We start from the raw sequence: 25,854 nt of genomic DNA, 5'->3' as shown, positions 1-25,854 counted from the left end.
GATGACGATGACCGACACGCAGATCCTCATCGAGAAGAAACCGAGCGGCCCGATTGGGCGTTGGCTGACCATGCTGTGGGCGGATAAGCTCGCTTTCTTCGCCGCTCTGTTCCTCTTGATCGTTCTTCTCTGTGCGCTGTTTGGCCCGTTTCTGCTGGAGAGCATTGCCACCAAGCAGAACCTGCGGGGCCGAAATGCGCCGCCCTTCGATATCAACCGCGGATTGCTTTACGTCCTTGGAGCCGATGCGCTGGGCAGGCCGCTTCTTGCCCGCGTCATCGTGGCGGCGCAAAACACCATCCTGGTTGCCGCGGCGGCGGTGCTTGCATCATCGATCGTCGGCACGGGGCTCGGACTGGTGGCGGGTTACAGCCGCTCTTCCGCGGCTCAATGGATCATGCGCCTCGGCGACGTCATCATGTCCTTTCCGTCGCTGCTTCTGGCGGTGATCGTGCTCTACATGCTCGAGCCGTCGGTCACCAATATCGTCCTCGTCTTGGCGATCACCCGCATTCCCATCTATCTGCGCACCACGCGTGCCGAGGTGCTGGAAGTGCGCGAGCGGATGTTCGTACAGGCGGCGAAGGTCATGGGAGCATCGTACTGGCGTATTGTCTTCCATCACATCCTGCCAGTGATCTTCCCCACGCTGGTGACCATCGCGACGCTGGATTTCGCCTTCGTCATGCTGGCGGAATCCTCCCTGTCATTCCTGGGGATCGGCATTCAGGCGCCGGAGATCACCTGGGGTCTCATGGTTGCTCAAGGACGACCCTACCTCACCAATGCCTGGTGGCTTTCCTTCTGGCCGGGTCTTGCGATCATCCTGACGACGCTGTCGCTTAACCTTCTGTCGAACTGGCTGCGCATCGCGCTCGATCCGACGCAACGCTGGCGCCTTGAAATGAGGGGCAGGAAAAATGGCTGAACATCTTCTGGAAATACGTGACCTCTCGGTCGAGTTCCATACGGTCAGCGGCACGGTCAAGGCTGTGCAGGATGTCAGCTGGCATCTCGATCGCGGTGAGACGCTGGCGATCCTCGGGGAAAGCGGTTCGGGCAAGTCCGTGTCCGCCTCGGCGATCATGAACCTGATCGACATCCCACCCGGCAGGATCACCCGCGGCACCATTCTCCTCAATGGGCACGACATGCTGAAAATGACGCCCGAGGAGCGGCGTTCGATCAACGGCGCCAAGATCGCCATGATCTTTCAGGACCCGCTGGCCCACCTCAACCCGGTCTACACGGTCGGCTGGCAAATCACCGAAATGATGACGACGCATGGTCAATCCGCGGAGCAGGCCCGTGCCAGGGCGCTGGAACTGATGGAGCGGGTCGGCATATCAGATCCGCAGGCGGCGATGCGAAAGTATCCGTTCCAGTTCTCCGGCGGGCAGCGGCAACGCCTGATGATCGCCATGGCGATCGCCTGCAAGCCCGACATCCTGATTGCAGATGAACCCACCACCGCGCTTGATGTTACAGTGCAGGCACAGGTGCTCGAACTTCTGCAGGAATTGCAGCAGGAAACCGGCATGGGCCTGCTGCTGATCACCCACGATCTCGGCGTCGTCGCGGAGGTCGCCGACCGGGTGGTGGTGATGAATTCCGGCTGCATCGTCGAAACCGGCAATGCGGCCGACGTCTATCGCAACCCTGAGAACCCCTATACGAAGAAGCTGATTGCCGCCGCACCCGGGAAGGGCGCAATGGCGCAAGAGCGTGACCGGCAGGGCGAACCGCTGCTGCGCGCCATCGGCCTGAAGAAGAGTTTTGGCGCATTCCAGGCGCTGAAGGGCGTCGACCTCGTCATCATGCCCGGCGAGACGGTGGCCGTTGTCGGCGAGAGCGGTTCCGGCAAATCGACCCTGGCCCGGGCGATCGTTCGCCTCGACGATCCGCAGGCGGGCCAGGTCCTCTACCGCGGCAACGATCTGCTGGCGATGAGCCCGCGGGAGATATTCGGGCTGCGCCGCGATTTGCAGATGGTCTTCCAGGACCCGACGCAGTCACTGAACCCGCGGATGAGCGTGTTCCGGTTGATCTCCGAGGCCTGGGTCATTCACCCCGATATCCTGCCGAAGGCGAGATGGAAGGAGAGGGTGGCCGAGCTGCTGGTCAAGGTTGGCTTGAAGCCTGAGATGGCGGACCGGTATCCACATCAGTTTTCCGGCGGCCAGCGGCAGCGCATCGCGATTGCCCGAGCGCTGGCGATGGAGCCGAAACTGATCATCTGCGACGAGGCGGTTTCGGCGCTCGACGTGTCGATCCAGGCGCAGGTGATTGCCTTGCTCGAGGGCCTGCGTCGCGAATTCGGCCTGTCCTACCTTTTCATCGCCCATGACCTGCCGGTGGTTCGCGATTTCGCCGATCGTGTCATCGTCATGAAGGCCGGCGAGATTGTCGAGGAGGGGCCGGTGGGCCAGATCTTCAACGCGCCCTCCCACCCCTACACCCAGGCGCTTCTTGCCGCGAGCCTCGATCCCGATCCCGAGGTTCAGGCCACGCGCCGCGCCGCACGTCATAAGCAGGAAGGACTCGTTTCCGCATGAAGCCCGATGTTATCGTCGCCTATCCGCTCCGGCCCCGTCAGATGGCAATGCTGGAGGCGGCCTATACGCTGCACCGGCTGGATCTTGCAGAAGGCTGGGAACGGGACGCTCTGCTTCAGAAAGCCGGCCCGATCTGCACGGCTCTGGTGTGCAACGGCCATGTAACGATCGATGAAGCCCTGCTTGCGAAATTGCCGGCACTGAAGCTCGCCGCCTGTTCCTCGGCGGGTTACGACCAGATGGATGTCGAGGCGATGACGCGGCGCGGCATCAAGCTCACCAACACCTCCGAGGTGTTGTGCGACGACGTTGCCGACATGGCGCTGCTTCTGATGCTGGCGGCGCGCCGGCGCCTGCCGGAGGGCGATCGCTATGTGCGCTCCGGCGACTGGGGGCTGAAAGGCATGATGCCGCTGACGACGTCGACCTCGGGCAAGAGGGCCGGCATCGCAGGCCTCGGCCGCATCGGCATGGCGATTGCCAGGCGATGCGAGGCTGTCGGGCTGACGGTCGGCTATTATGGGCGGACGAAGAAAGCCGACAATGATTTTGCCTATTTCGCCGACCCGGTAAAACTGGCCGACTGGGCCGATATCCTGATCGTGGCGACGCCGGGCGGACCCTCGACCGAAGGGTTGATTTCGGCGGACGTGCTGAATGCGCTCGGGCCGGCTGGTAGCTTCATCAATATTGCCCGCGGCACCGTGGTCGATGAGCCGGCCTTGATCGCGGCCCTGCAGGAAGGGCGGATCGCTTCGGCCGGCATCGATGTCTACCTTAACGAACCCAATCCCGATCCCCGCTTCGCAGCACTCGACAATGTCGTGCTTTATCCCCATCACGCCAGCGGGACCGAGGAAACGCGCGACAGGATGGCGCAATTGACGGTCGACAACCTCGCCGCCTTCTTCGCAGGCAGGCCGCTGCTGACACCGGTCAATTGACCCCGGCTGCAACCCGCGGCGCGGCCGGTTCAGACGAAGTAATCGGGGAACTCCTTCCTGAGCTCTTCGACCTTTGCGACGGTCTGGCTGAGATGCTCACGGATCGCGTCGACGGCCCCCTGTTCGTCGCGGGCGGCAATTGCGTCGATGATGGCGTGGTGGCCAGCGAGGATGCTCATGATCTTGCCCTTTTCGGGCAGATGCAGACGACGAATGCGCTCGAGATGGCCGGACCGCTCGCGAACCAGCTGATGCAGGCTGCTGCGCTTGGCGCCTGCGAACAATGTCTGGTGAAAGAGCTCGTCGAGCTCCTGGAAGATGGCAATCTGATCGACGTCGTCGGCGACTGCCGACTGCATTTTGATGATCGAGCGGGCGCGGGTGATGACGCTCGGATCGGGATCCGGATCGGTCGCGAGCCGTCGGCAGACTTCCGATTCCAGCGCGACGCGAAGGAAATGCGCCTCGTAAATTTGCAGCACATCGATCCTGGTCACGACAGTGCGGGACTGCGGGTAAATGCGAACCAGGCCCTCCTGTTTGAGAAGCTGAAGCGCGTCACGAATGGGAGTCTGGCTGACTTCATAGGTCTCCGTCAGCTCGGTGCGCGACAGCGTGGTGTCTGGGGGCAGCTGAATGGTGATGATGCGCTTTCTGAGATCATCATAGACCCGCTGGACGGTGCTGCCGGCCGCGACCGGAAAACCGGGTGCCGTCAGGCCGAATGTGGAGGCGAACTGGGAATTCATATGGGGCAATCCTTTTGCTCCATTCATAGCCTTGCGTGACCTAATGCACAAGAATGCAAACTTGCCGTTGATATATATGGCAAACTAAAATATCAGTTATGGCCATGCGCAGATGAACGGGTAAAAAAGGTAGGAGAAAGCCGTGGCCGCTGGGAAAACTTACGAGCAACTGCGGTCGGCCCGATGGATGCTGCCGGATGATCAGCGCTCGTTCGGTCACCGGTCGCGAACCATGCAGATGGGCTATGCGCCGGAGGATTGGCAGGGAAAGCCGATCATTGCCGTGATCAACACCTGGTCCGATGCCCAGCCGTGCCACATGCATTTCCGCGAACGCGCCGAATGGGTGAAGCGGGGAATTCTTCAATCGGGCGGCTTCCCCATGGAGCTGCCGGCGCTTTCCCTTTCTGAAAACTTCGTCAAGCCGACCACTATGCTCTATCGCAATATGCTGGCGATGGAGACCGAGGAGCTGTTGCGGAGCCATCCTGTCGACGGCGCCGTTCTGATGGGCGGTTGCGACAAGACCACGCCGGGCCTCGTCATGGGGGCCGTCAGCATGGGCATTCCCTTTATCTATCTCCCTGCCGGCCCGATGCTTCGCGGCAATTATGCCGGCAAGACCCTGGGGTCGGGGACCGACGGTTTCAAATACTGGGACGAGCGGCGTGCCGGCACGATCACCAAGGAGGAGTGGCAGGGCATCGAAGGCGGGATTGCCCGCAGCTACGGCCATTGCATGACCATGGGCACGGCCTCGACGATGACGGCGATCGCCGAGGCTATGGGATTGACGCTGCCCGGCGCATCCTCGATTCCGGCAGCCGACGCCAATCACCAGCGCATGTCGGCGGCCTGTGGCCGCCGCATCGTCGACATGGTGTGGCAGGACCTGACGCCGGACCGGATCATCACGCCGGCCGCCGTCGACAATGCCGTCACGGTCGCCATGGCGACCGGCTGTTCCACCAATGCGATCATTCACCTGATCGCCATGGCGCGCCGCGCCGGCGTCCCGCTGGAGCTCGACGACCTCGATCGCATCGGCCGCACGACGCCGGTTCTTGCCAACATCCGGCCCTCCGGTTCGATCTACCTGATGGAGGACTTCTTTTACGCGGGCGGCTTGCGCGCCCTGATGAAGCAGCTCGGCGACAGACTGGATCCCACCGCGATGACCGTCACCGGAAAACCCCTGGTGGACGGTCTCGACCAGGTGAAGATCTACAATGACGACGTTATCCGGCCATTGTCGAACCCGGTCTATCACGAAGGTTCGCTGGCCGTGCTCAAGGGGAACCTGTGTCCCGATGGCGCGGTGATCAAACCAGCGGCCTGCGATCCGAAATTCCATCGCCATCGTGGTCCGGCATTGGTCGCCGACAGCTATGCGGAGATGAAGAAGATCATCGATGATCCCGATTATCCGCTGACGCCGGACACTGTGCTCGTGCTGCGCAATGCCGGCCCCCAGGGCGGCCCCGGCATGCCGGAATGGGGCATGATCCCGATGCCGAAGGCGCTGTTGAAGCTCGGCCTGCGCGACATGGTGCGCATCTCGGACGCCCGCATGTCCGGAACCAGTTTCGGCGCCTGCGTGCTGCATGTCGCACCGGAATCTTATGTCGGCGGCCCCCTGGCTCTGCTGCGAACGGGGGACATGGTAGAGCTCGATATTCCGGCACGCAGCCTCAACATGCAGGTTTCCGAAGAGGAGATCGCGGCGCGGCGGGCCGGCTGGGTGGCGCCCACGCGGCATTACGAGCGCGGTTATGGTTTCATGTTCTCCCGCCATATCGAGCAGGCCGACAAGGGCTGCGACTTTGATTTCCTGACGACGGAATTCGGTGGCAAGACGCCGGAACCGGCCATCAACTGAGGCACGACGATGTTTGATCCCGATCGACGTACGATTCCCGCACAGCCGCCCAAGGCTGGCTTCGCTGCCGGTCCGTCCAAACTGGACGCCATCCGATCGGTCACCCTGTCGCTCGCTTACCTGCCGTTGGCGCGGCCGATCAGCGATGCCAAGGTGTTGACGGGCCGGCAGAAGCCGCTGACCCAGGTGGCCTTTCTGTTTTGCGAGATCGTCTCCGAGGCTGGCCATAGTGGGCTCGGTTTCAGTTACTCGAAGCGGGCAGGCGGACCTGCCCTTTATGCACATGCCTGCGAGCTTGCCGACAATCTGATTGGCGAAGACCCCAACGATACAGCGCGCATCTGGGACAAGCTCTGCTGGGCCGGGGCCTCGGTCGGCCGCTCCGGCATTGCAACCCAGGCAATCGCCGCCATCGACATCTGCCTCTGGGACCTGAAGGCGAAACGCACCGGCCTGCCGCTTGCAAAACTGCTTGGCGCCCATCGCGACAGTGTTGCCTGCTACAACACCTCGGGTGGCTTTCTGTCATCGACCGTCGAGGAAATCCGCGATGCCATCGACCACTCGATCGCCTCCGGTATCGGCGGCATCAAGATCAAGGTCGGGCAGCCGGACCCGATGATCGACCTTCGTCGGCTCGATGCGGTGACGAGCCATATCGATGGCCGTGTTCCGTTGATGGTCGATGCAAACCAGCAATGGGACCGCACGACGGCGTTGCGCTTCGGCCGGATGGTCGAGCCGCTCAATCTTGAATGGATCGAAGAGCCGCTCGATGCCTATGATGCCGAGGGCCATGCGGCACTGGCACGCGAGCTCGCCACGCCGATCGCCACCGGCGAAATGCTGGCAAGCGCCGACGAGCACATGGCGCTGATCCGGGCCGATGCGGTCGACTTCATTCAGCCGGATGCGCCGCGGGTCGGCGGCATCACGCCCTTTTTGCGCATCTGCACACACGCCGAGGCGAAACGTATGCGCCTGGCGCCGCATTTCGCCATGGAAATCCATCTGCACCTGGCGGCCGCCTATGCACATGAGCCATGGGTAGAGCATTTCGATTGGCTGGCGCCACTGTTCAACGAACAACTCGATATCAAGGACGGTCGGATGATCGTGCCGGCCCGTCCGGGGCTTGGTTGCAGCCTGACGGGCAAAGCCCGTGACTGGACCGTGGAAACCTGCAGCTTCGGCGTCTGAATGAGAACGAGGAGAAGGAAATATGAACCCCGCAACCCGTGAAAAGCTGATGGGCGTCTCCGTCGCGACGCTGTGTTCGGCACTGTTCAAGCGCGGCCTGAGAAACCAGACGATCCAAGATGTTCGGCCGGTGCAGCCGAAGGGCCGCAATATGGTCGGACCGGCCTTTACGCTGCGCTACATGCCTGCGCGCGAGGACCGCAATGCAATGAACGTCTTTCGCAACCCGAAACATCCGCAACGGCTTGCCATCGAGACTTGCCCGGAAGGCTCTGTTATGGTGATGGACAGCCGCAAGGATCCGCGCGCAGCCTCTGCCGGCGACATCCTGATTACCCGCCTGATGATGCGCGGCGGCGCCGGCGTCGTCACGGATGGCGGCTTCCGGGACGCCATGACGATCGGTGGCCTTGATATCCCCGCCTATCACAGCCGCCCCTCCAGCCCGACGAACCTGACGCTGCACGAGGCAATCGACATCAATGTGCCGATAGGCTGTGGCGATGTGGCGGTCTTCCCGGGCGACATCATGGTTGGTGACGACGATAGCGTGATCGTCATCCCGGCAGAGATCGCCGACGAGATCGCCGATGAAGCGGTGGAGATGACCGCTTACGAGGATTTCGTGACGGAACGCGTCAAGCAAGGTCATACGATCATCGGCCTCTACCCGGCCACCGACGAAAGCAATCTGACGCTCTTTGCCGAATGGCGGAAGGTGAATGGCCGCTAGAGCATGATGCCGAAAAGCGTAAAGCGGTTTTTGGACGACATCATGCTCTAACTCTTTAATTGAGAACAGGATTCAGATTTTAGGCCGACCTGGCCCAAAATCATCCTGTTCTAAGCCGGCGCATCTTGAACAACACTTCACGCATCAGGACGGAGCGAGGCTCCGCCGAGGAGAATAACAATGAGCTGGACCCCTTCAGGCAAGCATTTCATCGCCGGCGAGTGGATTGCCGGAACGACGACATTTCGGTCAGAGCCGGCGCATGGGCAGGCACATGACTTTGCTGTCGGCACAACGGAACTGGTCGACCGCGCCTGCCGCGCCGCCGAAGCTGCTTTTGCAGCGTTTTCGGCAACGACACGCGAGGAGCGCGGCATTTTCCTCGAGGCAATCGCCGAGGAGATCGACAAGCGCGGCGAGGCCGTCACCCTCATCGGAACGCAGGAAACCGGGCTTCCGGAGGGCCGACTCAACGGCGAACGCGCTCGCACCACCGGCCAACTCAAACTGTTTGCCGACCATATCCGCAAGGGCGCGCATCTCGACGCTCGCGTCGACGCAGCCCAACCCGACCGGCAACCGGCGCCGCGGCCCGAGATCCGTCTGGTGCAGCGGCCGATCGGCCCGGTCGCCGTCTTCGGCGCTTCGAATTTTCCGCTGGCATTCTCGACGGCCGGCGGCGATACGGCAGCCGCGCTTGCCGCGGGCTGCCCGGTCGTGGTGAAGGGACATTCAGCCCATCCCGGCACAGGTGAGATAATTGCCGAGGCGATTGCAGCCGCTATCGAGCGTACCGGAATGCCGGCCGGCGTCTTCAGCCTGATCCAGGGCGGTCGCCGTGATGTCGGAACGGCGCTGGTGACCCATCCGGCCATCAAAGCCGTTGGCTTTACCGGCTCGCTTGCCGGCGGAAGGGCGCTCTTTGACCTTTGCGCCCAGCGCCTTGAGCCGATCCCCTTTTTCGGGGAACTCGGCAGCGTTAATCCGATGTTCCTGCTGCCGGCCGCTACCGCTGCCCGGGCAGAGGCGATCGGTTCAGGCTGGGCCGGTTCCCTGACGCTTGGTGCCGGCCAGTTCTGCACCAAACCCGGTATCGCCGTCGTCGTCGACGGGCCGGAGGCGGACAAGTTCACCAGTGCCGCCAAGGCGGCTCTTGAAAAGGTGGCGCCGCAGACGATGCTGACCAAAGGCATCGCCACGGCCTATCACGAAGGTGTCGAGCGCATGCGGACAAGCAATGCCGTCGCGCCGGTTCTCGCGGCACAGAGTGCTGGCCGCGAAGCAACGCCGAACCTGTTCGAGACCAACGGCTCGGCCTGGCTTGCCGATCACTCGCTCAGCGAAGAAGTATTCGGTCCTCTCGGCCTCGTCGTGCGCGTCGGCACGCCTGAAAAGTTGCTCGCCCTTGCCGAAAGCTTTCAGGGACAGCTGACCGCGACGATCCATATGGACGATGCCGATCTGGGCCTTGCCCGCGACCTGCTGCCAATCCTCGAGCGGAAGGCTGGCAGAGTGCTGGTCAACGGCTTCCCAACCGGCGTCGAGGTTGTCGATTCCATGGTGCATGGCGGACCCTACCCGGCCTCGACCAACTTCGGCGCGACCAGCGTCGGAACCATGTCGATCCGCAGGTTTCTGCGCCCGGTTGCCTACCAGAATTTCCCCGCCGGCCTGTTGCCCCAAGACCTGTTGCCCGAAGAGCTGCGCAACTGAAACCGAATTAGATCGGCTCTCGCAAGAGGAGGCGAGGGCCGGACCAGCAGACATATAACGAAGATTTGCTGTGAGGAGCGCCAACGGCGCATGGGAGGAGAACGAAATGAAACTGCATTTGCTAGCGGCCTGCTTTTCAACCACGATGATCGGACTGAGCGCCGGCTCGGCTCACGCTGAGGATGCCAAGAGCAACGTCACTGTTGTGCTTGCCGAAACCGTCGATGTCGTCGAGCCCTGCATGGCGGCGCGCCAGGACGTCGGCCGGGTCATTTCTGAAAACGTCAACGAGATGCTGGTGGAATTTGACTACGTCAATGGCGGCCTCAAGCCCCGCCTGGCGACGGAATGGTCGAAGCTCGACGACGACACCTGGGAATTCAAGCTGCGCCCGAACGTCAAATGGCACGATGGCAAGCCGTTCACCGCCAAAGATGTCCAGTTCACGATCGAGCGCAACAAGAACAAGAAGCTCAGTTGTGAGACCGGCGGCAAATATTTCGGCGGCACGGAGTTCAGCTTCGAGACGCCGGATGCCAACACGATCCGCATCACGACAAAACCGGCGCAGCCGATTCTTCCGCTTCTGATGACGGTGATGGCTGTGGAGCCGGCCGAGGCGACACCGGCGGACGAGTTCACCCGCAAGCCGATTGGCACCGGCCCCTATACGTTCGACAAATGGGAGATCGGCCAGTCGATCGTGCTGAAGCGCAATCCGGATTATTGGGGCGAGAAGCCACAGGTGGAACAGGCGACCTATCTGTTCCGCTCCGACAGCGCGGTCGCGGCCGCCATGGTCGATGCCGGCGAAGCCGATATCGTTCCGGCCGTATCGGTGCAGGATGCCACCAACAAGCAAACCGATTTCGCCTACCCGAATTCAGAAACGACATCGCTGCGCATCGACACGCGCGCAGCGCCGCTTAACGACCGGCGCATACGCGAAGCGATGAACCTCGCCATCGATCGTCAGGCAATGCTTGGAACGCTGTTCCCCGAACAGGCAAAGATCGCAACGCAGCTCGTCGTGCCCACAACGATCGGCTACAATGCCGATATCCCCGCCTGGCCCTATGATCCCGAAAAAGCAAAGGAATTGGTCAAGGCGGCGAAGGCCGACGGCGTCCCGGTCGATCAGGAAATCCGCATCATCGGCCGCAATGGGCAATATCCCAATGCGACCGAAGCGATGGAAGCGATGATGGCGATGCTTCAGGACGTCGGCTTGAACGTGAAACTCGATATGTATGACGTTTCCGTCTGGAACGGCTATTTCGTTGCACCTTTCGTCGCCGATTCCGGTCCGACCTTGACTCAGTCGCAGCACGACAATGCGACCGGCGATCCCGTCTTCACCGCATTCGTGAAATACGCGACCGACGGCTCCCATTCCATGGTTCGGGATCCTGCGGTCGACGCCCTCATCGCCAACGCGACCTCAGCCACCGGCGACGAGCGCACGAAACTCTGGAAGGAGCTTTTCGCCAAGGTGAACACCGAGATCATTGCTGATATCCCGATGTTTCACATGGTCGGTTTCACCCGTGTTTCCCCGCGTCTCGACTTCAAGCCGACGATCGCGACGAATTCCGAACTGCAGCTGTCGCAGATCCGCTTCAAGTAAGCTGGTCGACCTGACTCAGGCACGGGCCGCCCGCCAATGGCGGCCCGCGCTTTCCACGACATGACGGATGGATGCTATGCCTCTGATTGACCGCATTGCCCTGACCCAATTCGCCGAGCAGATACTGATCGGGGCCGGCATGGAGCCCGACAAGGCCGAAACGACGGCCGCCGTGCTGGTGGAGGGCGACATGATCGGCCACGAAACGCATGGCGTCAGCCTTCTCAACTGGTATGTCGAGGCGCTGCAGGACGGTTCGCTGGCGAAGTCGGGCAGCTATGAGGTCGTCAATGACCGCGGCGCAGCCTTCGTTTGGGACGGCAAATCCTTGCCTGGCGCATGGCTGCTGACCAAGGCGATCGACCAGGCCTGCGAACGCGTTGTTGATTATGGCGTCGTCACCGCCGCGATCCGCAACTGCCATCATACCTGCGCCCTTTCAGCCTTCATGCGGCAGGTGACCGAGCGGGGACTCATCGTACAGCTGTCGGTGTCGCATCCCGCGGCAAGCCGTGTCGCGCCCTATGGCGGTACGAAGCCGCTCCTGACGCCCAACCCGATGGCTGCCGGTTTCCCGACGTCTGAGGATCCGATCCTGATCGACGTCTCGGCTTCGATTACCACCACGACGATGACGCAAAACCTGGCGAAGGCCGGTAAGAAATTTCCTGAGGCCTGGGCTTTCACCGCCGCCGGCGAACCGACCGATGATCCGCGCGAGGTGACCGAACGTGGTGGCACGATGATGCCTCTCGGCGGCCAGTTGAAGGGACACAAGGGCTTCGGCCTCGGGCTGATCGTCGAATTGCTGGGGCAGGGCCTTTCCGGCAAGGGACGGGCGAACGCCCCGGCTGGCGTCTTTTCGCAAAGCGCCTTTATCCAGGTTATCGACCCTGGCTTTTTCGCCGGGCTGGATGCCTTTACGGCGCAGTCCGATTTTCTCGCCGCTGCATGCCGCAGCAACCCTCCCGCCCCCTGGAACAATGGCCCGGTCCGCATGCCGGGTGACAGCGCGGCCCGAAAGCGCCGCTCGGCGTTGGAAGAGGGCGTGCCGGTCGGCGACGTGGCTTGGGCGAAGCTTTGTCAACATGCCGAGATCCTGGGCTTGCCTATTCCCGATGTCGTCGCGTGAGACACGCGCTGCGGCCGGCCTGGAGCGAGCCACGCCAGCCCATCGGTTCTCTCGAGACAGGCGCCATGACGGCTCCGAGCCGCTCACTGTGACAGAGTCCGGGCGATCGGTTCCGGCCTCCAGCCGAATTCTGGAACAATGTCTGTCGTCCCCTGTTACTTTGGCGATAAAATCGGTGAAGTGTGAAGGACGCAGCAGCTGGAGGGTTCGATGAAGCGGAGCATAGGATTTGGGCTGGTTTTCGCCGTTGCGCTGACGGGCTGCACGACCGGCGCAGGCAATTACTCATCGGCGGGACTGGCCCCGATTCTCGGCAGCATCACGTATGATGGTCAGCCTCGCACGAAGCTGACGAAATCGCCCGTGGGCTCGTCCTTCCCGCACACCTTTACAGATCAATGGGGACGCCAGGTCGAGGAGATTTACATCATCCGCCCCGACCGGAGCTTACTGATCGCCGAGCGCCATTACCGGCCGGTCTTCTCGCTCGACGACGACTAGAGCCAGCAAAAGTGCGGGAGCGGTTTTGCGCGCCGAATTGCGTAAAACTCCGAGAAAAAACGGACATGCCCTGGGAAGGAGAATTGATCATGCCGCGACGCAAGAGCACTGGGACGACGACACTCGACACCAAAGGCGCCAAGATTGGCGAGCCGGTGCCGAAAGCCGTCATCGATACCGTCACGGCCTCCGTCGGCATTCCCCGGCAGCCTAATCACGGTTTGCATGAGGAGTTGAACACGCTGCGACAGCAAATCGACGCGCTCCAGAAGCAAGTCCTCGATGCCGCCCGATCGGTAAGGGGAGGTGCCGGGAAGGCAATGCGGCAGACAGAAGCGGCGGTGAAGCTCTATCCGGCCCTGACGATCCTCCTCGTTGCGGCTGCTGCGGGTGCGCTCGCCTTCGCTGCACGCCGCGCCTCGTCGCGCCATCGCCATCAACCAGTGCTGCGGGGGTTGACGGATCTCTACGACACGATCCGCGAGCGCATCTGACAAGATTTCAGGATTGTCAGCATCCCGTTTATGCCCGACACTTGATCATCAAAGGGAGGGCTACTGCATGCTCGACACCATCATACGAAACGCTCTTGATATTGTTGGGCGCACCGAGCGCCTGCTCGAGGCAAGCAAGCGGCTGCAGGACAGTGAAGGCCTTGACGAGATCGAGGTGTACGAGCTCGACCACGAGATCGAACGGCTCGGCGATGCGGTTTTCGTCGTGGACGAAGCCATTCGGTCGCTCGCACGCGCTGTCGATTGCTGGCCGGAGGCCGCCCGGGCCTACGAGATGCGAGGAACATTGCATTGATGAACTGCCGTTGCCTCTGAACGGTTTTAGGGCGACATCCTGTTCATACTCTTTGGTTGAAACAGGAAACAGATTTTAGGCCGAGCCGGCCTAAAATCGTCCTGTTCCAGGGAGCTGACACTGCACGAAGCCGTTCCGGACGGGTTTTCGAGCCGTGATCTGCGTGTCACGCCGATGTCACGCGACCATGGAAACAATATGTGCTTGATCGGCGTCGTTGGGGTGAGGCCGAGGTCTCAGGGCCGCCGGTGCGATTGCCGGAACTGGCCGCTCTATTGTTTGATCGATTTTCAAGTGCATTGGAGACACGCGATGAGGGATGTGCTTCCGACTATCATGCTTGTCCCGAGCCGGGGACGGCCGGGTCAATCCTGCAATTGTTTCGCCGAGGCATCACGATGACCTCGAAGACCTCCGGGCGCAAATCTCAGCCCCACGAATTCATCTTTCCGGTTCACACACGCACGATCGCACAGATCAGGTACGATAGCCTCAGCCGAGTGATGACGGTGGTCTATCACGACGGCCGCTCAACAACGACGAGCGGCATACAAGGCCCCGCGATGCTGAGGATTCTGGCGCAGCGTCCGCTGGAGCGCTCCCCGTTTCTGTTGCAGACGGTCATCTGACGCGGGAAGGTCGTCGGCGACCCTTGTCTGCGTCACGCGGGCCCTTGTCTGCGTCACGCGGACCGTTGTCTGCGTCGCGCGGACAAGGCATCCGTTGGTTAAATCGGCGTGATCGTGCATCCATTTCCCGCGGGCTGCGTTCATCTCCAATAGCCAGAGCCATGGAGGGAATGCCGATGACCTTTCCACCGCCGAAAACCGAAGCTCCCGCGCAACGCTTTGAACAGGCGACCGATGCCGCGCGCGACGCTTTGGAAAGGCTGATTGCAGCCGCCAATGAAGCCGGATGGGCAACCGGAGAGATAGCCGCGGCGCTACTGAAGGCTGCGCAGTTTCTGAATGATGCCAACAACAAAGATCCCGACCCGGCCGACGATCCCGTCATCAGTGACGTATCTGCCAGGCAGGAGCAGATTGGTCATGGCGAGCTCTATGATTAGAGCCGTTCCGGGAAAAGTACGACGCGGTCTCCGTTCCCGGGATGCATCCTTCTGAGCTGTCGAGCGTTCTATCGCCAGGAACAACTGGAGAGGCATCATGTTCAAGGACGAACTCGGGAACATCGGCACAAACAAGGATATGCGCGACGATGGCGGCACCGCGCCGGCCGCCGTCGAAGAGGCGAACGCCAACCCCGATCTGATCAGGCGTGAGGGTTTCGCAAGCGAGGCCGAATATCGGGCATATCTTGCGACGCTCGGTGGTCATGTTCCGGTTGAAGGTGTCGTCGAAGCCGCCGTCCTGGTCTCCGATGATCATGCGCTGGAAAGCCGTCTGCGAGATCTGAGAGAAGAGCTCGAAAACCTCCGTGCTCGGCTTCACGTGATCCAACGTCAGGCGGCGACCGTCGTTGCGGAGAACGTCCGGTGGGCCGATGCAAGCGCTCATGCGCAGTTGGGCACCCAACCCTGGCTCAAGCTGGCAGGCGCAATGGCGGCAACATTTATCGTCACGAGGGGCATCCGACGGCTACCTCTGGGGACTGTTGCGACGACGGCAATGCCCTTGGCCGTTGCCGTGATGAATCGGAAGCTCGCCAGAGGATGACTCCGGAACACGTGCGGGATTCCCGGACGAGATCGTCCCTCTTCGACCGATCAGCTCCGGTATCGCCATGAAGCGGGCGCCATCTTCTCGCCGAAGTATTAGTGACATCTTACTTTCGAAAGGGAGATGAGCATGGCTGGACATGACGACCGCTACGTCGAGATTACCACGCGGCTTCGCTCGGTACGATCGTTCTGCGACTTCCTCTCGCAGGGCGGAACCGTCCGCGTCGCCATGTCGGACGGTGCGCCCTATAAGGATGTTACCGCCGTTCTCCTGGAGCGGAACCGCAGGGAGGCGGAGGCGCTCGACCGGGTGCGCAGGCATCTCTACCCGGAATTCGCCGACGAAGAGGTGATGCCGCCGCTCTACAGCCGTCACTGAGGCGCGTCGCGCATTGTGAGCCTGGGCAAGCAGCGATGCGGAGCGGCCGACCCTTCTATGCAGCGGCGACGCGTTGCGTGTCCGTTTCATCGAGTTGGAACTGGTCTATGAGCTGCAGGAGCGTCCTCGTCTCGTCGGCAAGTTCCTTCGTTGCCGCACTCGTTTCCTCAACCATGGCCGCATTCTGCTGCGTCATCTGATCCATCCGGTTCACCGAGGAATTGACTTCGTGCAGGGCGTTGTACTGCTCCCTGCTCGAGCGGGCGATGACGTCCATCTGTTCGGATGCGGTGACCACTTTTGCGGAAATGCTTTCGAGGACTTCGCTCGTTTCGCGGACGACACGCGCCCCATTGGTAATCTCAGCCCGCGAGCGTCCGATGAGCTGTTTAATCCGCTGGCCGGCCTCGGCGGAGCGCTGGGCGAGATCGCGGACCTCCTGGGCCACGACCGCAAAGCCCTTTCCAGCCTCGCCGGCGCGGGCCGCTTCGATGCCGGCGTTGAGCGCGAGCAGGTTCGTCTGGAAGGCGATCTCATCGATGACGCCGATGATCTGCACGATCTCGTCGGAAGCCGCTTCGATCTTGCCCATCGCGTCGATAGCGCTGGCAACCACCGAGGATGAGGAATCGGCCGTCTGTTTGGTGTCGGTGATGATCTGGCGGGCATCGTCGGCGCAGAGCGCGGACGAGCGAACCGTCGTGGTGATTTCCTCGATGGCCGCGGCGATCTCTTCCAGTGCGACGGCCTGCTGTTCGGTGCGCTTTGCAAGGTTGCTTGCGGATAGATCCATCTGGCCGGCATTTCCTTCGATCATGCGGGTATTGGTACGGATCTGGTCGATCGTTTCCTGCAGGCGAAGCAGCGACGAATTGAAATCGTTGCGAAGCTGCTCAAGCCGGCCGAAGAAGGGCGTTGCGATCGTCTGCGAAATATCGCCTCGCGCCAGGCGCCCGAGGCCCTCGGCCAGCGCCGTTACCGCAAAGTCTATCTGCTGTTCGACCGCGCGTTTTTCCGCGTCGTTGCGATGCCTTTCCTCCTCGGCCCTTGTCCGTTCGATCTCGCTGCGCTCCTCGATTTCGACCTTGGCGATGGCATTGTTCTTGAAAACCCCGAGCGCACGCGCCATGTCGCCGATTTCGTCGGCCCTGTTATCACCGACGATCGACGTTTCGAGCTTGCCGTCGGCGAGCCGCCGCATGGCTGAGGTGATCTGATTGATCGGGCCCTTGAGCGTAACGGTCAGCCCGATCCCGGCGAGGATTGCGATCACCACGCCGAGGATCGTCGTGCCGAGAGACATGGAATTGGCGTCGGTGCGTTCTGCAGCCGCATTCTGCCGCTGCATCTCGGCGAAAGCCGTCAGCTGAGACCACATCCGGTCGACGTCGGCGGCGGCGGCACGGAATTCGTCCAGGCGCTGCCCGCTGACGTGGACGAGGTCGGTGGCCGCCTTCTGCATCTTATCCATCGCCGGCAGCAGCTTCGGTTTGAGGTTGTCGAATTGCGCAACGCCGCCGGCATTGGAAATCAACGTGTCCAGCCCCTTCCTGACCGCGGTGATTTCCTGCGAAAGCCTCTGGAGATTGGCATCCGTCGGCGCCAGCGTCAGCTTCGCCATCACGATCTGAATCACATAGGCCGAGGTTGTCAGTTTCTGGCCGTCTCTCTGGCTGGTCTTGGCGCGCTCGACCGTTTTGGCGGTCTCGGCCGCCTTGTCCGTTACCGCCTTCAGCCGCCGTGCGGCGACCGCCTGCAATTCGGGCAACCTGCCGATGATCCGGCTCGTCGCATCCTTGAGGCCGGCTGCGCGTTCCTCGGTCTGGCCGGCTTCGACAAGCGGCTTCAAAGAAGCAATGACATCGTCGATCGTCTTCTTGACCTCCGATGCCTCGCCGCCAAGCGCCATTCCGACGATGCGCTGCTGCCGGGCAAGCTCTTCCATGTCGGGGCCGTCGATCGGGCCGACGGCTTGCGCCTTGTCGTTCAACGATTGGGCGAAGGAGGCGAAGTCGGAGATGCGCTGTGCATCGCCAAGCGTATTGCGGGCCTCATCTTCCTTCATGTCGGCAGCACGCTGGAGAACCTTGGCGCCTTCGATAATATCGGTCTGGGAGGAGACGACGACGCTCTGCGCCTTCTGGAGATCGGCGAGGAGTGTGGCCCGGCTCTCCTGAAGCTGCCATAGCGAGTCCATGCGCGCGGAAATTCCGTCGATCGAAGACAGCGTCTGTTCCAGCTCCTGCTGGCCGCTGCGATCTGCGGCAAGCCGGTCGAGGCTGGACTGCAAAAGGCTGCGCTGATCGGCAAGCTTTGCGGTGACAAGGTCCCGGTTTTCCTGCGTGGCATTGGCAAGGAACTCCGCCATCGCGGCAGACAGGTTGCGAAAGCCGCTCAAGGACTGCAGGACGGAGTTGGAAATATCCATCCGCCCCTGAAGCAGGCTCGATGCATAAAGGCCCATCGCACCGACGGCCATGATGCTCAAGATGAACGGAACGATGAATACCATCACCTGCGTCTGGATGCGCACACGCGACAACAGCCTACCCAACATCAACCCCTCCTCTTCCCCCAGGAGAACGGTCGATTTCGAGTGAAAGTCCTGATCCGCTCGAACCGACTACACATCCCAGCCCCGCTCGGATACATGCTATATCCGCGGAATGAATATTCCATATCACATTATTCGTGAAATATTCGTTTCAATGTCGTTGCGGGTGCCGGCGAATGTCGCTTTTCAGACGGATGCAGAACGAGCACGACATCGGTGATCAGGCGAAGCCGATTTCCACAAGCAGAGGGAGGTGGTCCGAGGCGACCCTCGTCAGCCGGTTTTCCAGGACATCCGCTCTTTTGACGACGAGATCGTCGGTGACGAAGATGTGGTCGAGACGCATCAGGGGATAACGGGCGGGAAAGGTCGCTCTCGGCGCGGTGGTGCCTGCGAGTTGGGCGTCCTTCAAAGACCGTGCGGCAAGCCGGTAGGTCGCCGATGACGGAATGGCATTGAAATCGCCGCAAAGAATGCTTGGCAGAGGCTCGTCCGTCGCCCCGCGCAGCCAGCCCGTATTCAACAGCGTCGTCATCTGCCGGATGCGCTCGCGCCCGCGAAGGCCGAGATGGGTGTTGATGACAAGCAGCTTCCTGTCGCCGACCAGGATTTCGATGGACAGGGCGCCGCGCTGTTCGCCGATCGACGGCAACGGGCCGGCCTTCACCGCGCCTGTCGGCAGTGCGGTGATGATCGCATCGCCGTACTGCTCTTCGGCGATCGACAAGGCCGGATGGAAATGTGCCTGCATCTTCAGAAGCGAGGCAATCGCATGCGCCTGGTCGACGCCGCCGGTCCTGCGCCTTGAGACATCGACCTCCTGAAGGGCGACGATATCTGCCCCGGCCTCGGCGATGACGGATGCGATGCGGCCGGGATCGAGCTTCCGGTCGCTGCCGATGCAGCTGTGCACGTTATAGGTCAGGAGTTTGATCGATTTATCCGGCATGGGCCTCGCTGAAAGCTCGTTCCCTCTGGGGAACACAAAACTCGTTTGATCGTTCCGAATGATCGGGTCTGGAGCGCCGAGCGTCCTTTGGGACGCAAGGAGGACGCTCTAGCTCCTTGAATCGACGAATCGCGCTTTCCGAAAATCGACTCCGATTTTCGGGGCTATGCGTTGGCGCTCGCACTTCGGAAACGGACAATCGATGAGTTTGAAACGCATAATCTGGAATGGACTGTTCGTGGCCGCCCTTTGTCTTGCGGTCTTTCTCCTCTATCGGATTTTCCAACAGTATAGTCTCGACCAGATCGTCCAGTCGGTTCGCAGCATTCCTTTTTCCTCCTTCTGCACAGCTCTTCTCTTTGCCGCGGCATCCTATCTGTGCCTCAGCTGTTTCGATCTCCTGGCGATCCGTTCACTCGGCAAGTCCTTGCCTTATCGGAAGATCGCGCTGGCTTCGTTCATCAGCCTTTCACTCGGCCACAATATCGGCTTTGCCGGCCTGAGCAGCGGCGCCTTTCGCTATCGTTTCTATTCGCGCTGGGGGCTGACGGCGGAGGATGTGGCGAAGATCATCCTGTTTTGCGGCGCCACGGTGGGGCTTGGGCTGATCACGCTTGGCGGTCTCGCCATGATCGTCAATCCCGGCGATGCCGGGCGCCTGCTGCGCATCGATTCGGGAAGTGTGCGCATCGTCGGCTTGCTGGCGCTGGTCGTGCCGGTTGTCTATGCGGCCCTGGCGTTCTTCATCCGCGGCACGTTGCGGCTGTGGCGCTGGTCGTTTCAGCTGCCGCGATTTTCGATCGCGCTCGCGCAGGTCGGGGTCGGGACAGTCAACTTCATGCTTGTGTCCGCCTGCCTGCACCAGATGCTTTCGGCCTTCGGCGACGTCGCCTTCTTCCGGTCGGTGACGGCTTACGTGCTCGCCAATTCGGCAATCCTCGCAACCCATGTGCCGGGCGGTCTCGGCGTGCTCGAGGCCACCGTCTCCTATGCCGTGCCGAAGGAAGCGTCGATCGGCGCATTGATTGCGTTCCGGTGCGCCTATTTCTTTATCCCGCTGGCACTCGGCTCTACGCTTTTCGTCATCAGCGAGGTGATCTTCCGGCGGAGATCACGCGGGGCGGATGAGGAGGCGGACGAGCGCGCCGAGGCCCAGTCGGTCTAAAGGGGCGAAGGGTCGAACCGGGTCGAAGAGCGCGGTGCCTGAAATCGGCGAAATGCTGCCCGACAGCTCGACGGTGAATTCCCGCAAGCCCCGAGGCCCGTCATTGAGCGCATCGACCGCGGCGATGATCGAGCCGCTTTGCATAAAGGCTGCTGCAAAGCTTGCGGGGGTGGTTCCGAGATATTCCGAAAGCAGGCGATTGCGCAGATCCGCGATGGCGCGGCGGTGCTCGTCATCGCCCGCCTCGAACAGCATGTCGCATTCGCAATCCAGCCCTTCCGAGCGGTTGTTGAGATTGGAGGAGCCGATGCGGACCAGCTCGTCATCGGCGATCATCAGTTTGGAATGGACGAGCACCTCCACCTCGCCGTTTTCTCCCGGCGTGACCGAGTAATAGACGCGCAAACGGTCGGCGCGATCGGCGCGTATGAGGCGGCGGATGACGCGGTCGCGATTGCCGCCCATGACCAGCTTTTCGATCAATCCGTGAGAGCTGCGCGTGCAGATGATGACGACCTCAGGCCCGTCTTCCTCCTGCAGCCGCGCGGCAATGGCGTTCGCGACACGGAAGGAGGCGAGATATTGCGCCTCGATGTAAAGTAGCCGCCGCGCCCGGGCGATGACGTCCAATGTCATGGCGATGCCGTCGCTGATGCCGGGGCGAAAAGCGGTCGAGGGCTCCGTCAGCGCGAAGCTGACCGGGATCTCCCTCATGGAAATGGCGAGATCGTCGGGCCAGGCAAAGGCGATCTTGCCTGCAAGCGGCAAATGGCTTTCGCCGGTGGCGTTTTCCCAGCGCTGCCTGGCGATATCGCCGATCAGCCTGGCGGCGTCGCCGGTGACCATTGCCTGGACGTCATGCAGCGGATCGTAGGAAACGCCCTCGGGATCGCGCCGCAGTTTCTCCACGGCGCGATGGCGCCTTGTATCCCATCGCCGCGACGTCAGGTCTATGCCGCCGATGAAGGCGACGGCATCGTCGATGCAGACGAGTTTCTGATGGTGGCAGCCGCGTAAGGTCGGTTGAAGCTCGAAGCGCAGATCAATCCGCGCATTCCTGGGAAAGGTCTTTTTCCGCACCACCTGCAGGGACTTTTCCGAATAGATCGGCCCGAGCGTCCAGATGAGGATGCGTATTTCGAGCTCGGGATTTGCCGCTGCCAGGGCGTGCAGGATATCGGCCAATGTTTCGTCGGATTTTTCGGGCTCCATCCGGATGTCGGGATTGAAATCCCACCCGACGATCCAGACGGTGCGCCGCGCCTGCCGCAGCGTGCGCGCCAGTTCGGCGAAATAGCTGTTGCCGTTGATCAGGAAGGCTGCCTTGGCAGCGCTCCCTTCCAGGCGCAACGCGCCGCCCTCCGGTTTTTGGCGGTCGCCTGGTCGTTGTGATTTTGTCTGGGGTAAGTTCGGGTCATTGAAGATGGTTTCGAATGTCGTCATGATTGCCTCGGCCTCTCACTGGGAGAGCAAACGCTTGGAATATTTTTGGGTTCCCTGTCGCGCCAGATGAGGCGACCGGCAATGCAAAGTGCAAGGAAACGAGATGTCACAACGAGCAGGCAGCGCCGATCTTCCCCTTCACGGGGGACGTGTGCCGCATTGGCTCGGCGACCGGATGACGCGGCTCGGCACGTTGATCACCGAGGCGATCGTCCATCACTATGGCCGCGACGAATTCCTGCGCAGGCTCGCGCATCCCTTCTGGTTCCAGTCCTTTGGTGCGGTCATGGGCATGGACTGGCATTCCTCCGGCATCACGACCAGCGTTCTCGGTGCCCTGAAGCGCGGGCTGAAGCCGCGTGCCGGCGAACTCGGCCTGCATGTCTGCGGCGGCCGTGGCGCGCATTCGCGCAGGACCCCGCAGGAGCTGCTGTCGATCGGCGAGCGTGTCGGTCTCGACGGGGAGGGGCTGGCGACGACGAGCCGGCTCATCGCCAAGGTCGACAGCGCTGCCCTCCAGGACGGATTCGACCTCTATCTCCACGGCTTCATCGTCGCCGACGACGGCCATTGGGTGGTGGTGCAGCAGGGCATGAACGGCGACAAGCGGCAGGCCCGGCGTTATCACTGGCTGTCGGAAGGGCTGGAGAGCTTCGTTGATTCACCGCATGCGGCAATCGAAGGCAGGAGCCAGGGCGAGATCGTCAATCTTGCCGACAGGCGCGCCGAGCGCTCGCGGCGCGGCCAGCTCGATCTGCTGGCGACGCTCGGCCCTGACCGGATCATCCGCGAGGCTGCCGCACTGCTGCGTGCCGATGAGCCGGCGCCCGAACCCGCCGAGCAGCCGATGCTGCCCCACCTGATCATGCCGGCCCATCACGACGTCCGTGAGAGCGACGTCAATATGCGCCGCCTGCATGGAAATCTCGCCGCCGCAGCCGATCGCGGACCGGCGGATTTCCAAGAGCTGCTGCTTGTTCCAGGCGTCGGCGCCCGCACGGTGAAGGCGCTGGCGATGGTGGCGGAAGTCGTCCACGGCGCCCCCTGCCGCTTTTCCGATCCGGCACGCTTCTCGATTGCCCATGGTGGCAAGGACCGCCATCCCTTTCCGGTGCCGCTCAAGGTCTATGACCAGACCATCGCCGTGATGAAATCGGCGGTGCAGAAGGGCAAGCTCGGACGGGAAGAGGAGTTGCAGGCGCTGCGCCGCCTGGACGACCAATCCAGGCAGATGGAACGCTACGTGACCGGCCCCGACCTCAAGGAAATCATCGCCGGCGAATTTCGCCAATCCGCCGATTTCGGCGGCCGCAGCGTCTTCGGCTGGGAGCCGCCGCCGGTGGATGAGGTCTAGGATTCAACTGCCGACCAATGCCTGGCGACCTCGCGTCTCACGCGGGGGCGCCTGCATCATCGAAACACGCAGGGGAGCAGGGCGGCCTTTGCCCTTAACTCGCGGAGCCAGGCAGGGCGATCTCACCGTTTTCTTCGCCATCCCAGTAGCGGATGGAGGAGGCTGAAATCTTGATGAGAACGATCCCTGGAGTGTCCACCCCTTCAGGAAACCACCGCTCGAGATCGGGGACCCAATGTTCTTCGAGTGCCGCCCTGTCCCGTACCAGCGAGGCGAAGCCTTCGACAGCGATAAAAATCCCCGGCTTGCCGAGGAGGCTGGGAGGCGCCGTGAACGTCAGCGAGACGGCGTCGATGCCTTCGATCTCGGCGATTTTCCTGCTGTCTTCATAGGAAAAGAACCAGGAATCCCCGTCATATTCGACGTCGCCGTTATTGCTCATCGGTCGAGTTGAGATGCGGCCCGCCCCGGCGCTCGTAGACAGCATGCAGAAATCGATCTTCTTCAGTTGCGAGGATAGGTCTTCCAGGGTCATGGATGCCATTGCGATCTCCCATGTTTGAATGCTCGGGAGTAGCGTGCAAGCGTCCAGATTGTTCCGTGGAAGTCCACGTGACTACGTCTCTATCCCTCTGACTTTATGTCCCTCCGGGCGGTGACTCGAAGCTAAAGATAAGCAGCGCTATCGCTTCAATGGCCGTCGCACGGGACGGCTTCAGCCGGAACCGTCTCTTTTAGATTCTTCCGATGGAAGATGAAGAGCCCCGCGACGACGATAATTGCCGCACCGACAATGATCTGCGCATCGGGAACATCATTAAAGAAGATATAGCCGAGGACGATCGCCCAGAGCAGCAGTGTATATTGCAGCGGCGCGAGCAGCGATGCCGGTGCGAGCTTCAGCGAGCGCGTGATGAGCAGATGCGCGCAGGTGGCGACGATGCCGAGCAGCAGCATGCCGGACCAGTCGAGGAGCGTTGCCGGCTGCCAGTGGCCGACGCTCAAAACGATGCCGGTGATGAGGGCGGCAACCGTCTGCCATGTCACGAGCGTCGTATCGCTGGTCGAGCGCAGATAGCGGCTCATGACCAGCGACAGCGCAAAGGCAAGGCTGCCCGCAAGGCCGAAGAGCGACGGAAGCGACAGCATTGCGGTTGACGGACGCAGCGCGATGACGACGCCCGCGAAACCGATCAGAACGGCCAGCCAACGCCGCCAGCCGATTTTTTCTCCGAGAAAGAAATGGGAGAGCGCCGCGATGTAGATCGGCCCGGCCATATAGAAGGTCATGACATCCGCAAGCGGCAAATAAGCGACGGCGGCGTAAAACAGCGCGACATCGCCAGTCGCCATGAGAACACGTATGAACTGGAGGCCTTTCTGCTCGACGCGGAACAAGGCCATCGGTCCTTGCCGCACGATCATGGGTCCCAGCAAGATGAAAGCGCCGACCGAGCGGATCACCAACACCTGGCCGACGGCAAAGCTTGCGACCAGCCACTTGCCCATCGCATCGTTCAACGCAAAGAGCAGATCGCCGAGCAGCATCAGCACGACACCTGTTATGATCAGGTTTCCGGCATTGGCTATCGCCGCTTTGGTCTTCATCTCTACCGTCCTCGCGAAGCGGCCGCGCATGCGCGGCCGAGTGCGGCTTCGGCCTTAACGCTTCCAATGTCAATGGTCAGTGAAGAGCATTTGCCCTTAAATTGGGCAGAGACGGATCGTCAGACCTGCTGCCGAATGCGCGGTATTGTCGCCTAACGAAGCTCACCTGGCCGCCATGCTGGCGACCAGATCGCTGAACCTCTCTCCCTGGATGCCGACATGCGTCCGCAGCAGGCGGCGGGCTTCGTCGCCGTCTCCGGCAAAGATCGCGTCGACGATGGCGCAATGTTCTGAGAAGGAGGTCGATAGGCGGTTGCGCACGCGCAGCTGGAGGCGGCGATAAGGTCGCAGGCGGCGGTGCAATTGCAGACATTGCTCCTCCAGGAATTCGCTGCGGCCGGCTGCGTAGATGGCCTTATGGAATTCCTCATTGTCGTAATAATAGGCATCGCTGTCGCCGGCAGCGGCCGATTGCTCGCAGCGGCTGTGGGTGGCGGTGATCGCTTCCCGGGAGGCCTCGTCCAGCCGTCGTGCGGCGAGTGATCCGGCCAGGCCCTCCAGCTCGGCCATCACCTCGAACATCTCATAGACACGGTGCGGCCCAGGATCGATGACAACAGCGCCTCTGCGCGGCCGAATTTCGATGAGGCCGATCGCATCGAGCTGCATCAGCGCCTCGCGCACCGGCGTGCGGGAGACCCCGAAACGTGTCGCAAGCACCATTTCGTCGAGCCGCTCACCGGGGGAGAACTCGTTGGAAAGAATTGAGTTTTCAATCTCATCCCGAAGCCATCGGCCTGCATTTTCGGACATTTGTCTCACTTCCTCATACATAAACGCGATTCTTGTATACACGATTGTTGACCTCGTGTACGAAG

At 61.7% G+C, this 25,854-nt stretch carries 25 protein-coding genes; 18 read left to right on the top strand and 7 right to left on the bottom strand.

The annotated features are described in order from the left end of the window. Position 1: 1 nt before the first annotated feature. Genes CO667_RS12405 through CO667_RS12395 form a run of 3 tightly spaced genes read left to right on the top strand, consistent with a single transcriptional unit; the run spans position 2 to position 3,499 of the window. The gene (locus tag CO667_RS12405) at positions 2 to 928 is read left to right on the top strand and encodes an ABC transporter permease (RefSeq protein ID WP_179874125.1); all 927 of its coding nucleotides are present in this window, start codon (positions 2 to 4) and stop codon (positions 926 to 928) included. After that, complete coding sequence (locus CO667_RS12400; protein ID WP_097618653.1) at positions 921 to 2,555, top strand: ABC transporter ATP-binding protein; 1,635 nt, start codon at positions 921 to 923, stop codon at positions 2,553 to 2,555. Before CO667_RS12405 ends, CO667_RS12400 begins: the two co-directional genes overlap by 8 nt. Then, positions 2,552 to 3,499, top strand: coding sequence for a 2-hydroxyacid dehydrogenase (locus CO667_RS12395; RefSeq protein WP_097618652.1), 948 nt, complete (start codon positions 2,552 to 2,554; stop codon positions 3,497 to 3,499). The genes CO667_RS12400 and CO667_RS12395 overlap by 4 nt, the downstream gene beginning before the upstream one ends. A 29-nt stretch (positions 3,500 to 3,528) precedes the next feature. On the opposite strand, the gene CO667_RS12390 is transcribed toward CO667_RS12395, so the two are convergent. Next, the gene (locus CO667_RS12390; protein WP_097618651.1) at positions 3,529 to 4,248 is read right to left on the bottom strand and encodes a GntR family transcriptional regulator; all 720 of its coding nucleotides are present in this window, start codon (positions 4,246 to 4,248) and stop codon (positions 3,529 to 3,531) included. 142 nt (positions 4,249 to 4,390) lie between these two features. Between CO667_RS12390 and araD the strand changes: the two genes are divergently transcribed. The 13 genes from araD to CO667_RS12325 all read left to right on the top strand — a co-directional run bounded on the left by araD (position 4,391) and on the right by CO667_RS12325 (position 15,903). Next, complete coding sequence (araD, locus tag CO667_RS12385) at positions 4,391 to 6,127, top strand: L-arabinonate dehydratase (RefSeq protein WP_097618650.1); 1,737 nt, start codon at positions 4,391 to 4,393, stop codon at positions 6,125 to 6,127. A 9-nt stretch (positions 6,128 to 6,136) separates the two neighbouring features. Further along, positions 6,137 to 7,327, top strand: coding sequence for a mandelate racemase/muconate lactonizing enzyme family protein (locus CO667_RS12380; RefSeq protein WP_097618649.1), 1,191 nt, complete (start codon positions 6,137 to 6,139; stop codon positions 7,325 to 7,327). A 22-nt stretch (positions 7,328 to 7,349) separates the two neighbouring features. Further along, positions 7,350 to 8,060 (top strand): ribonuclease activity regulator RraA, encoded by a 711-nt coding sequence (locus CO667_RS12375; protein ID WP_097618648.1) that lies wholly within the window; start codon positions 7,350 to 7,352, stop codon positions 8,058 to 8,060. Between the two features lie 180 nt (positions 8,061 to 8,240). Next, positions 8,241 to 9,773: an aldehyde dehydrogenase (NADP(+)) gene (locus CO667_RS12370; protein ID WP_097618647.1), complete on the top strand. Its 1,533-nt coding sequence runs from the start codon at positions 8,241 to 8,243 to the stop codon at positions 9,771 to 9,773. Positions 9,774 to 9,879: 106 nt separating this feature from the next. Continuing rightward, positions 9,880 to 11,400 (top strand): ABC transporter substrate-binding protein, encoded by a 1,521-nt coding sequence (locus tag CO667_RS12365; RefSeq protein ID WP_097618646.1) that lies wholly within the window; start codon positions 9,880 to 9,882, stop codon positions 11,398 to 11,400. A gap of 76 nt (positions 11,401 to 11,476) precedes the next feature. Continuing rightward, positions 11,477 to 12,532: an Ldh family oxidoreductase gene (locus CO667_RS12360; RefSeq protein WP_097618645.1), complete on the top strand. Its 1,056-nt coding sequence runs from the start codon at positions 11,477 to 11,479 to the stop codon at positions 12,530 to 12,532. A 210-nt stretch (positions 12,533 to 12,742) separates the two neighbouring features. Then, positions 12,743 to 13,033: a hypothetical protein gene (locus CO667_RS12355; protein WP_097618644.1), complete on the top strand. Its 291-nt coding sequence runs from the start codon at positions 12,743 to 12,745 to the stop codon at positions 13,031 to 13,033. An 89-nt stretch (positions 13,034 to 13,122) separates the two neighbouring features. Then, the gene (locus tag CO667_RS12350; protein ID WP_097618643.1) at positions 13,123 to 13,527 is read left to right on the top strand and encodes a hypothetical protein; all 405 of its coding nucleotides are present in this window, start codon (positions 13,123 to 13,125) and stop codon (positions 13,525 to 13,527) included. Positions 13,528 to 13,594: 67 nt separating this feature from the next. Beyond that, the gene (locus tag CO667_RS12345; protein WP_097618642.1) at positions 13,595 to 13,843 is read left to right on the top strand and encodes a hypothetical protein; all 249 of its coding nucleotides are present in this window, start codon (positions 13,595 to 13,597) and stop codon (positions 13,841 to 13,843) included. Positions 13,844 to 14,241: 398 nt separating this feature from the next. Beyond that, positions 14,242 to 14,472, top strand: a complete 231-nt coding sequence (locus CO667_RS36360; protein ID WP_097618641.1) for a hypothetical protein — start codon at positions 14,242 to 14,244, stop codon at positions 14,470 to 14,472. Positions 14,473 to 14,648: 176 nt separating this feature from the next. Continuing rightward, entirely contained in the window at positions 14,649 to 14,912 is a 264-nt protein-coding gene (locus CO667_RS12335) for a hypothetical protein (protein WP_097618784.1), read from the top strand. A 97-nt stretch (positions 14,913 to 15,009) separates the two neighbouring features. Next, complete coding sequence (locus CO667_RS12330; RefSeq protein WP_097618640.1) at positions 15,010 to 15,519, top strand: hypothetical protein; 510 nt, start codon at positions 15,010 to 15,012, stop codon at positions 15,517 to 15,519. Positions 15,520 to 15,651: 132 nt separating this feature from the next. Next, positions 15,652 to 15,903 (top strand): hypothetical protein, encoded by a 252-nt coding sequence (locus CO667_RS12325; RefSeq protein WP_097618639.1) that lies wholly within the window; start codon positions 15,652 to 15,654, stop codon positions 15,901 to 15,903. Positions 15,904 to 15,958: 55 nt separating this feature from the next. Here the strand turns inward: CO667_RS12325 and CO667_RS12320 are convergent, their stop codons facing one another. Together CO667_RS12320 and CO667_RS12315 are read right to left on the bottom strand one after the other, a co-directional pair. Continuing rightward, complete coding sequence (locus CO667_RS12320; protein WP_097618638.1) at positions 15,959 to 18,460, bottom strand: methyl-accepting chemotaxis protein; 2,502 nt, start codon at positions 18,458 to 18,460, stop codon at positions 15,959 to 15,961. A 217-nt stretch (positions 18,461 to 18,677) separates the two neighbouring features. After that, positions 18,678 to 19,406: an endonuclease/exonuclease/phosphatase family protein gene (locus CO667_RS12315; RefSeq protein WP_097618637.1), complete on the bottom strand. Its 729-nt coding sequence runs from the start codon at positions 19,404 to 19,406 to the stop codon at positions 18,678 to 18,680. Positions 19,407 to 19,608: 202 nt separating this feature from the next. Here CO667_RS12315 and CO667_RS12310 point away from each other — a divergent pair, with 202 nt between their 5' ends. Then, positions 19,609 to 20,571 carry a lysylphosphatidylglycerol synthase domain-containing protein gene (locus tag CO667_RS12310; RefSeq protein WP_097618636.1) on the top strand — a complete coding sequence of 321 codons (963 nt, stop codon included), beginning with the start codon at positions 19,609 to 19,611 and terminating at the stop codon, positions 20,569 to 20,571. Here CO667_RS12310 and CO667_RS12305 read toward each other — a convergent pair. After that, on the bottom strand, positions 20,518 to 22,014 hold the full coding sequence (locus tag CO667_RS12305) for a phospholipase D-like domain-containing protein (RefSeq protein ID WP_097618635.1): 1,497 nt from the start codon (positions 22,012 to 22,014) through the stop codon (positions 20,518 to 20,520). The two genes, CO667_RS12310 and CO667_RS12305, sit on opposite strands and share 54 nt — an antisense overlap. Positions 22,015 to 22,117: 103 nt before the next feature. Here CO667_RS12305 and CO667_RS12300 point away from each other — a divergent pair, with 103 nt between their 5' ends. Further along, on the top strand, positions 22,118 to 23,368 hold the full coding sequence (locus CO667_RS12300; RefSeq protein WP_097618634.1) for a DUF763 domain-containing protein: 1,251 nt from the start codon (positions 22,118 to 22,120) through the stop codon (positions 23,366 to 23,368). A 94-nt stretch (positions 23,369 to 23,462) separates the two neighbouring features. On the opposite strand, the gene CO667_RS12295 is transcribed toward CO667_RS12300, so the two are convergent. The 3 genes from CO667_RS12295 to CO667_RS12285 form a co-directional block, all read right to left on the bottom strand. Further along, positions 23,463 to 23,912, bottom strand: a complete 450-nt coding sequence (locus CO667_RS12295; protein ID WP_097618633.1) for a pyridoxamine 5'-phosphate oxidase family protein — start codon at positions 23,910 to 23,912, stop codon at positions 23,463 to 23,465. 146 nt (positions 23,913 to 24,058) lie between these two features. After that, on the bottom strand, positions 24,059 to 24,976 hold the full coding sequence (locus CO667_RS12290; RefSeq protein WP_097618783.1) for a DMT family transporter: 918 nt from the start codon (positions 24,974 to 24,976) through the stop codon (positions 24,059 to 24,061). A gap of 162 nt (positions 24,977 to 25,138) precedes the next feature. Further along, complete coding sequence (locus CO667_RS12285; RefSeq protein ID WP_097618632.1) at positions 25,139 to 25,789, bottom strand: GntR family transcriptional regulator; 651 nt, start codon at positions 25,787 to 25,789, stop codon at positions 25,139 to 25,141. Positions 25,790 to 25,854 lie beyond the last annotated feature (65 nt).

The organism is Rhizobium sp. L43, assembly GCF_002531725.1.
In the GTDB taxonomy this organism is placed as follows: Bacteria; Pseudomonadota; Alphaproteobacteria; order Rhizobiales; family Rhizobiaceae; genus Rhizobium.
This window is presented reverse-complemented; position numbering and strand designations above follow the sequence as displayed.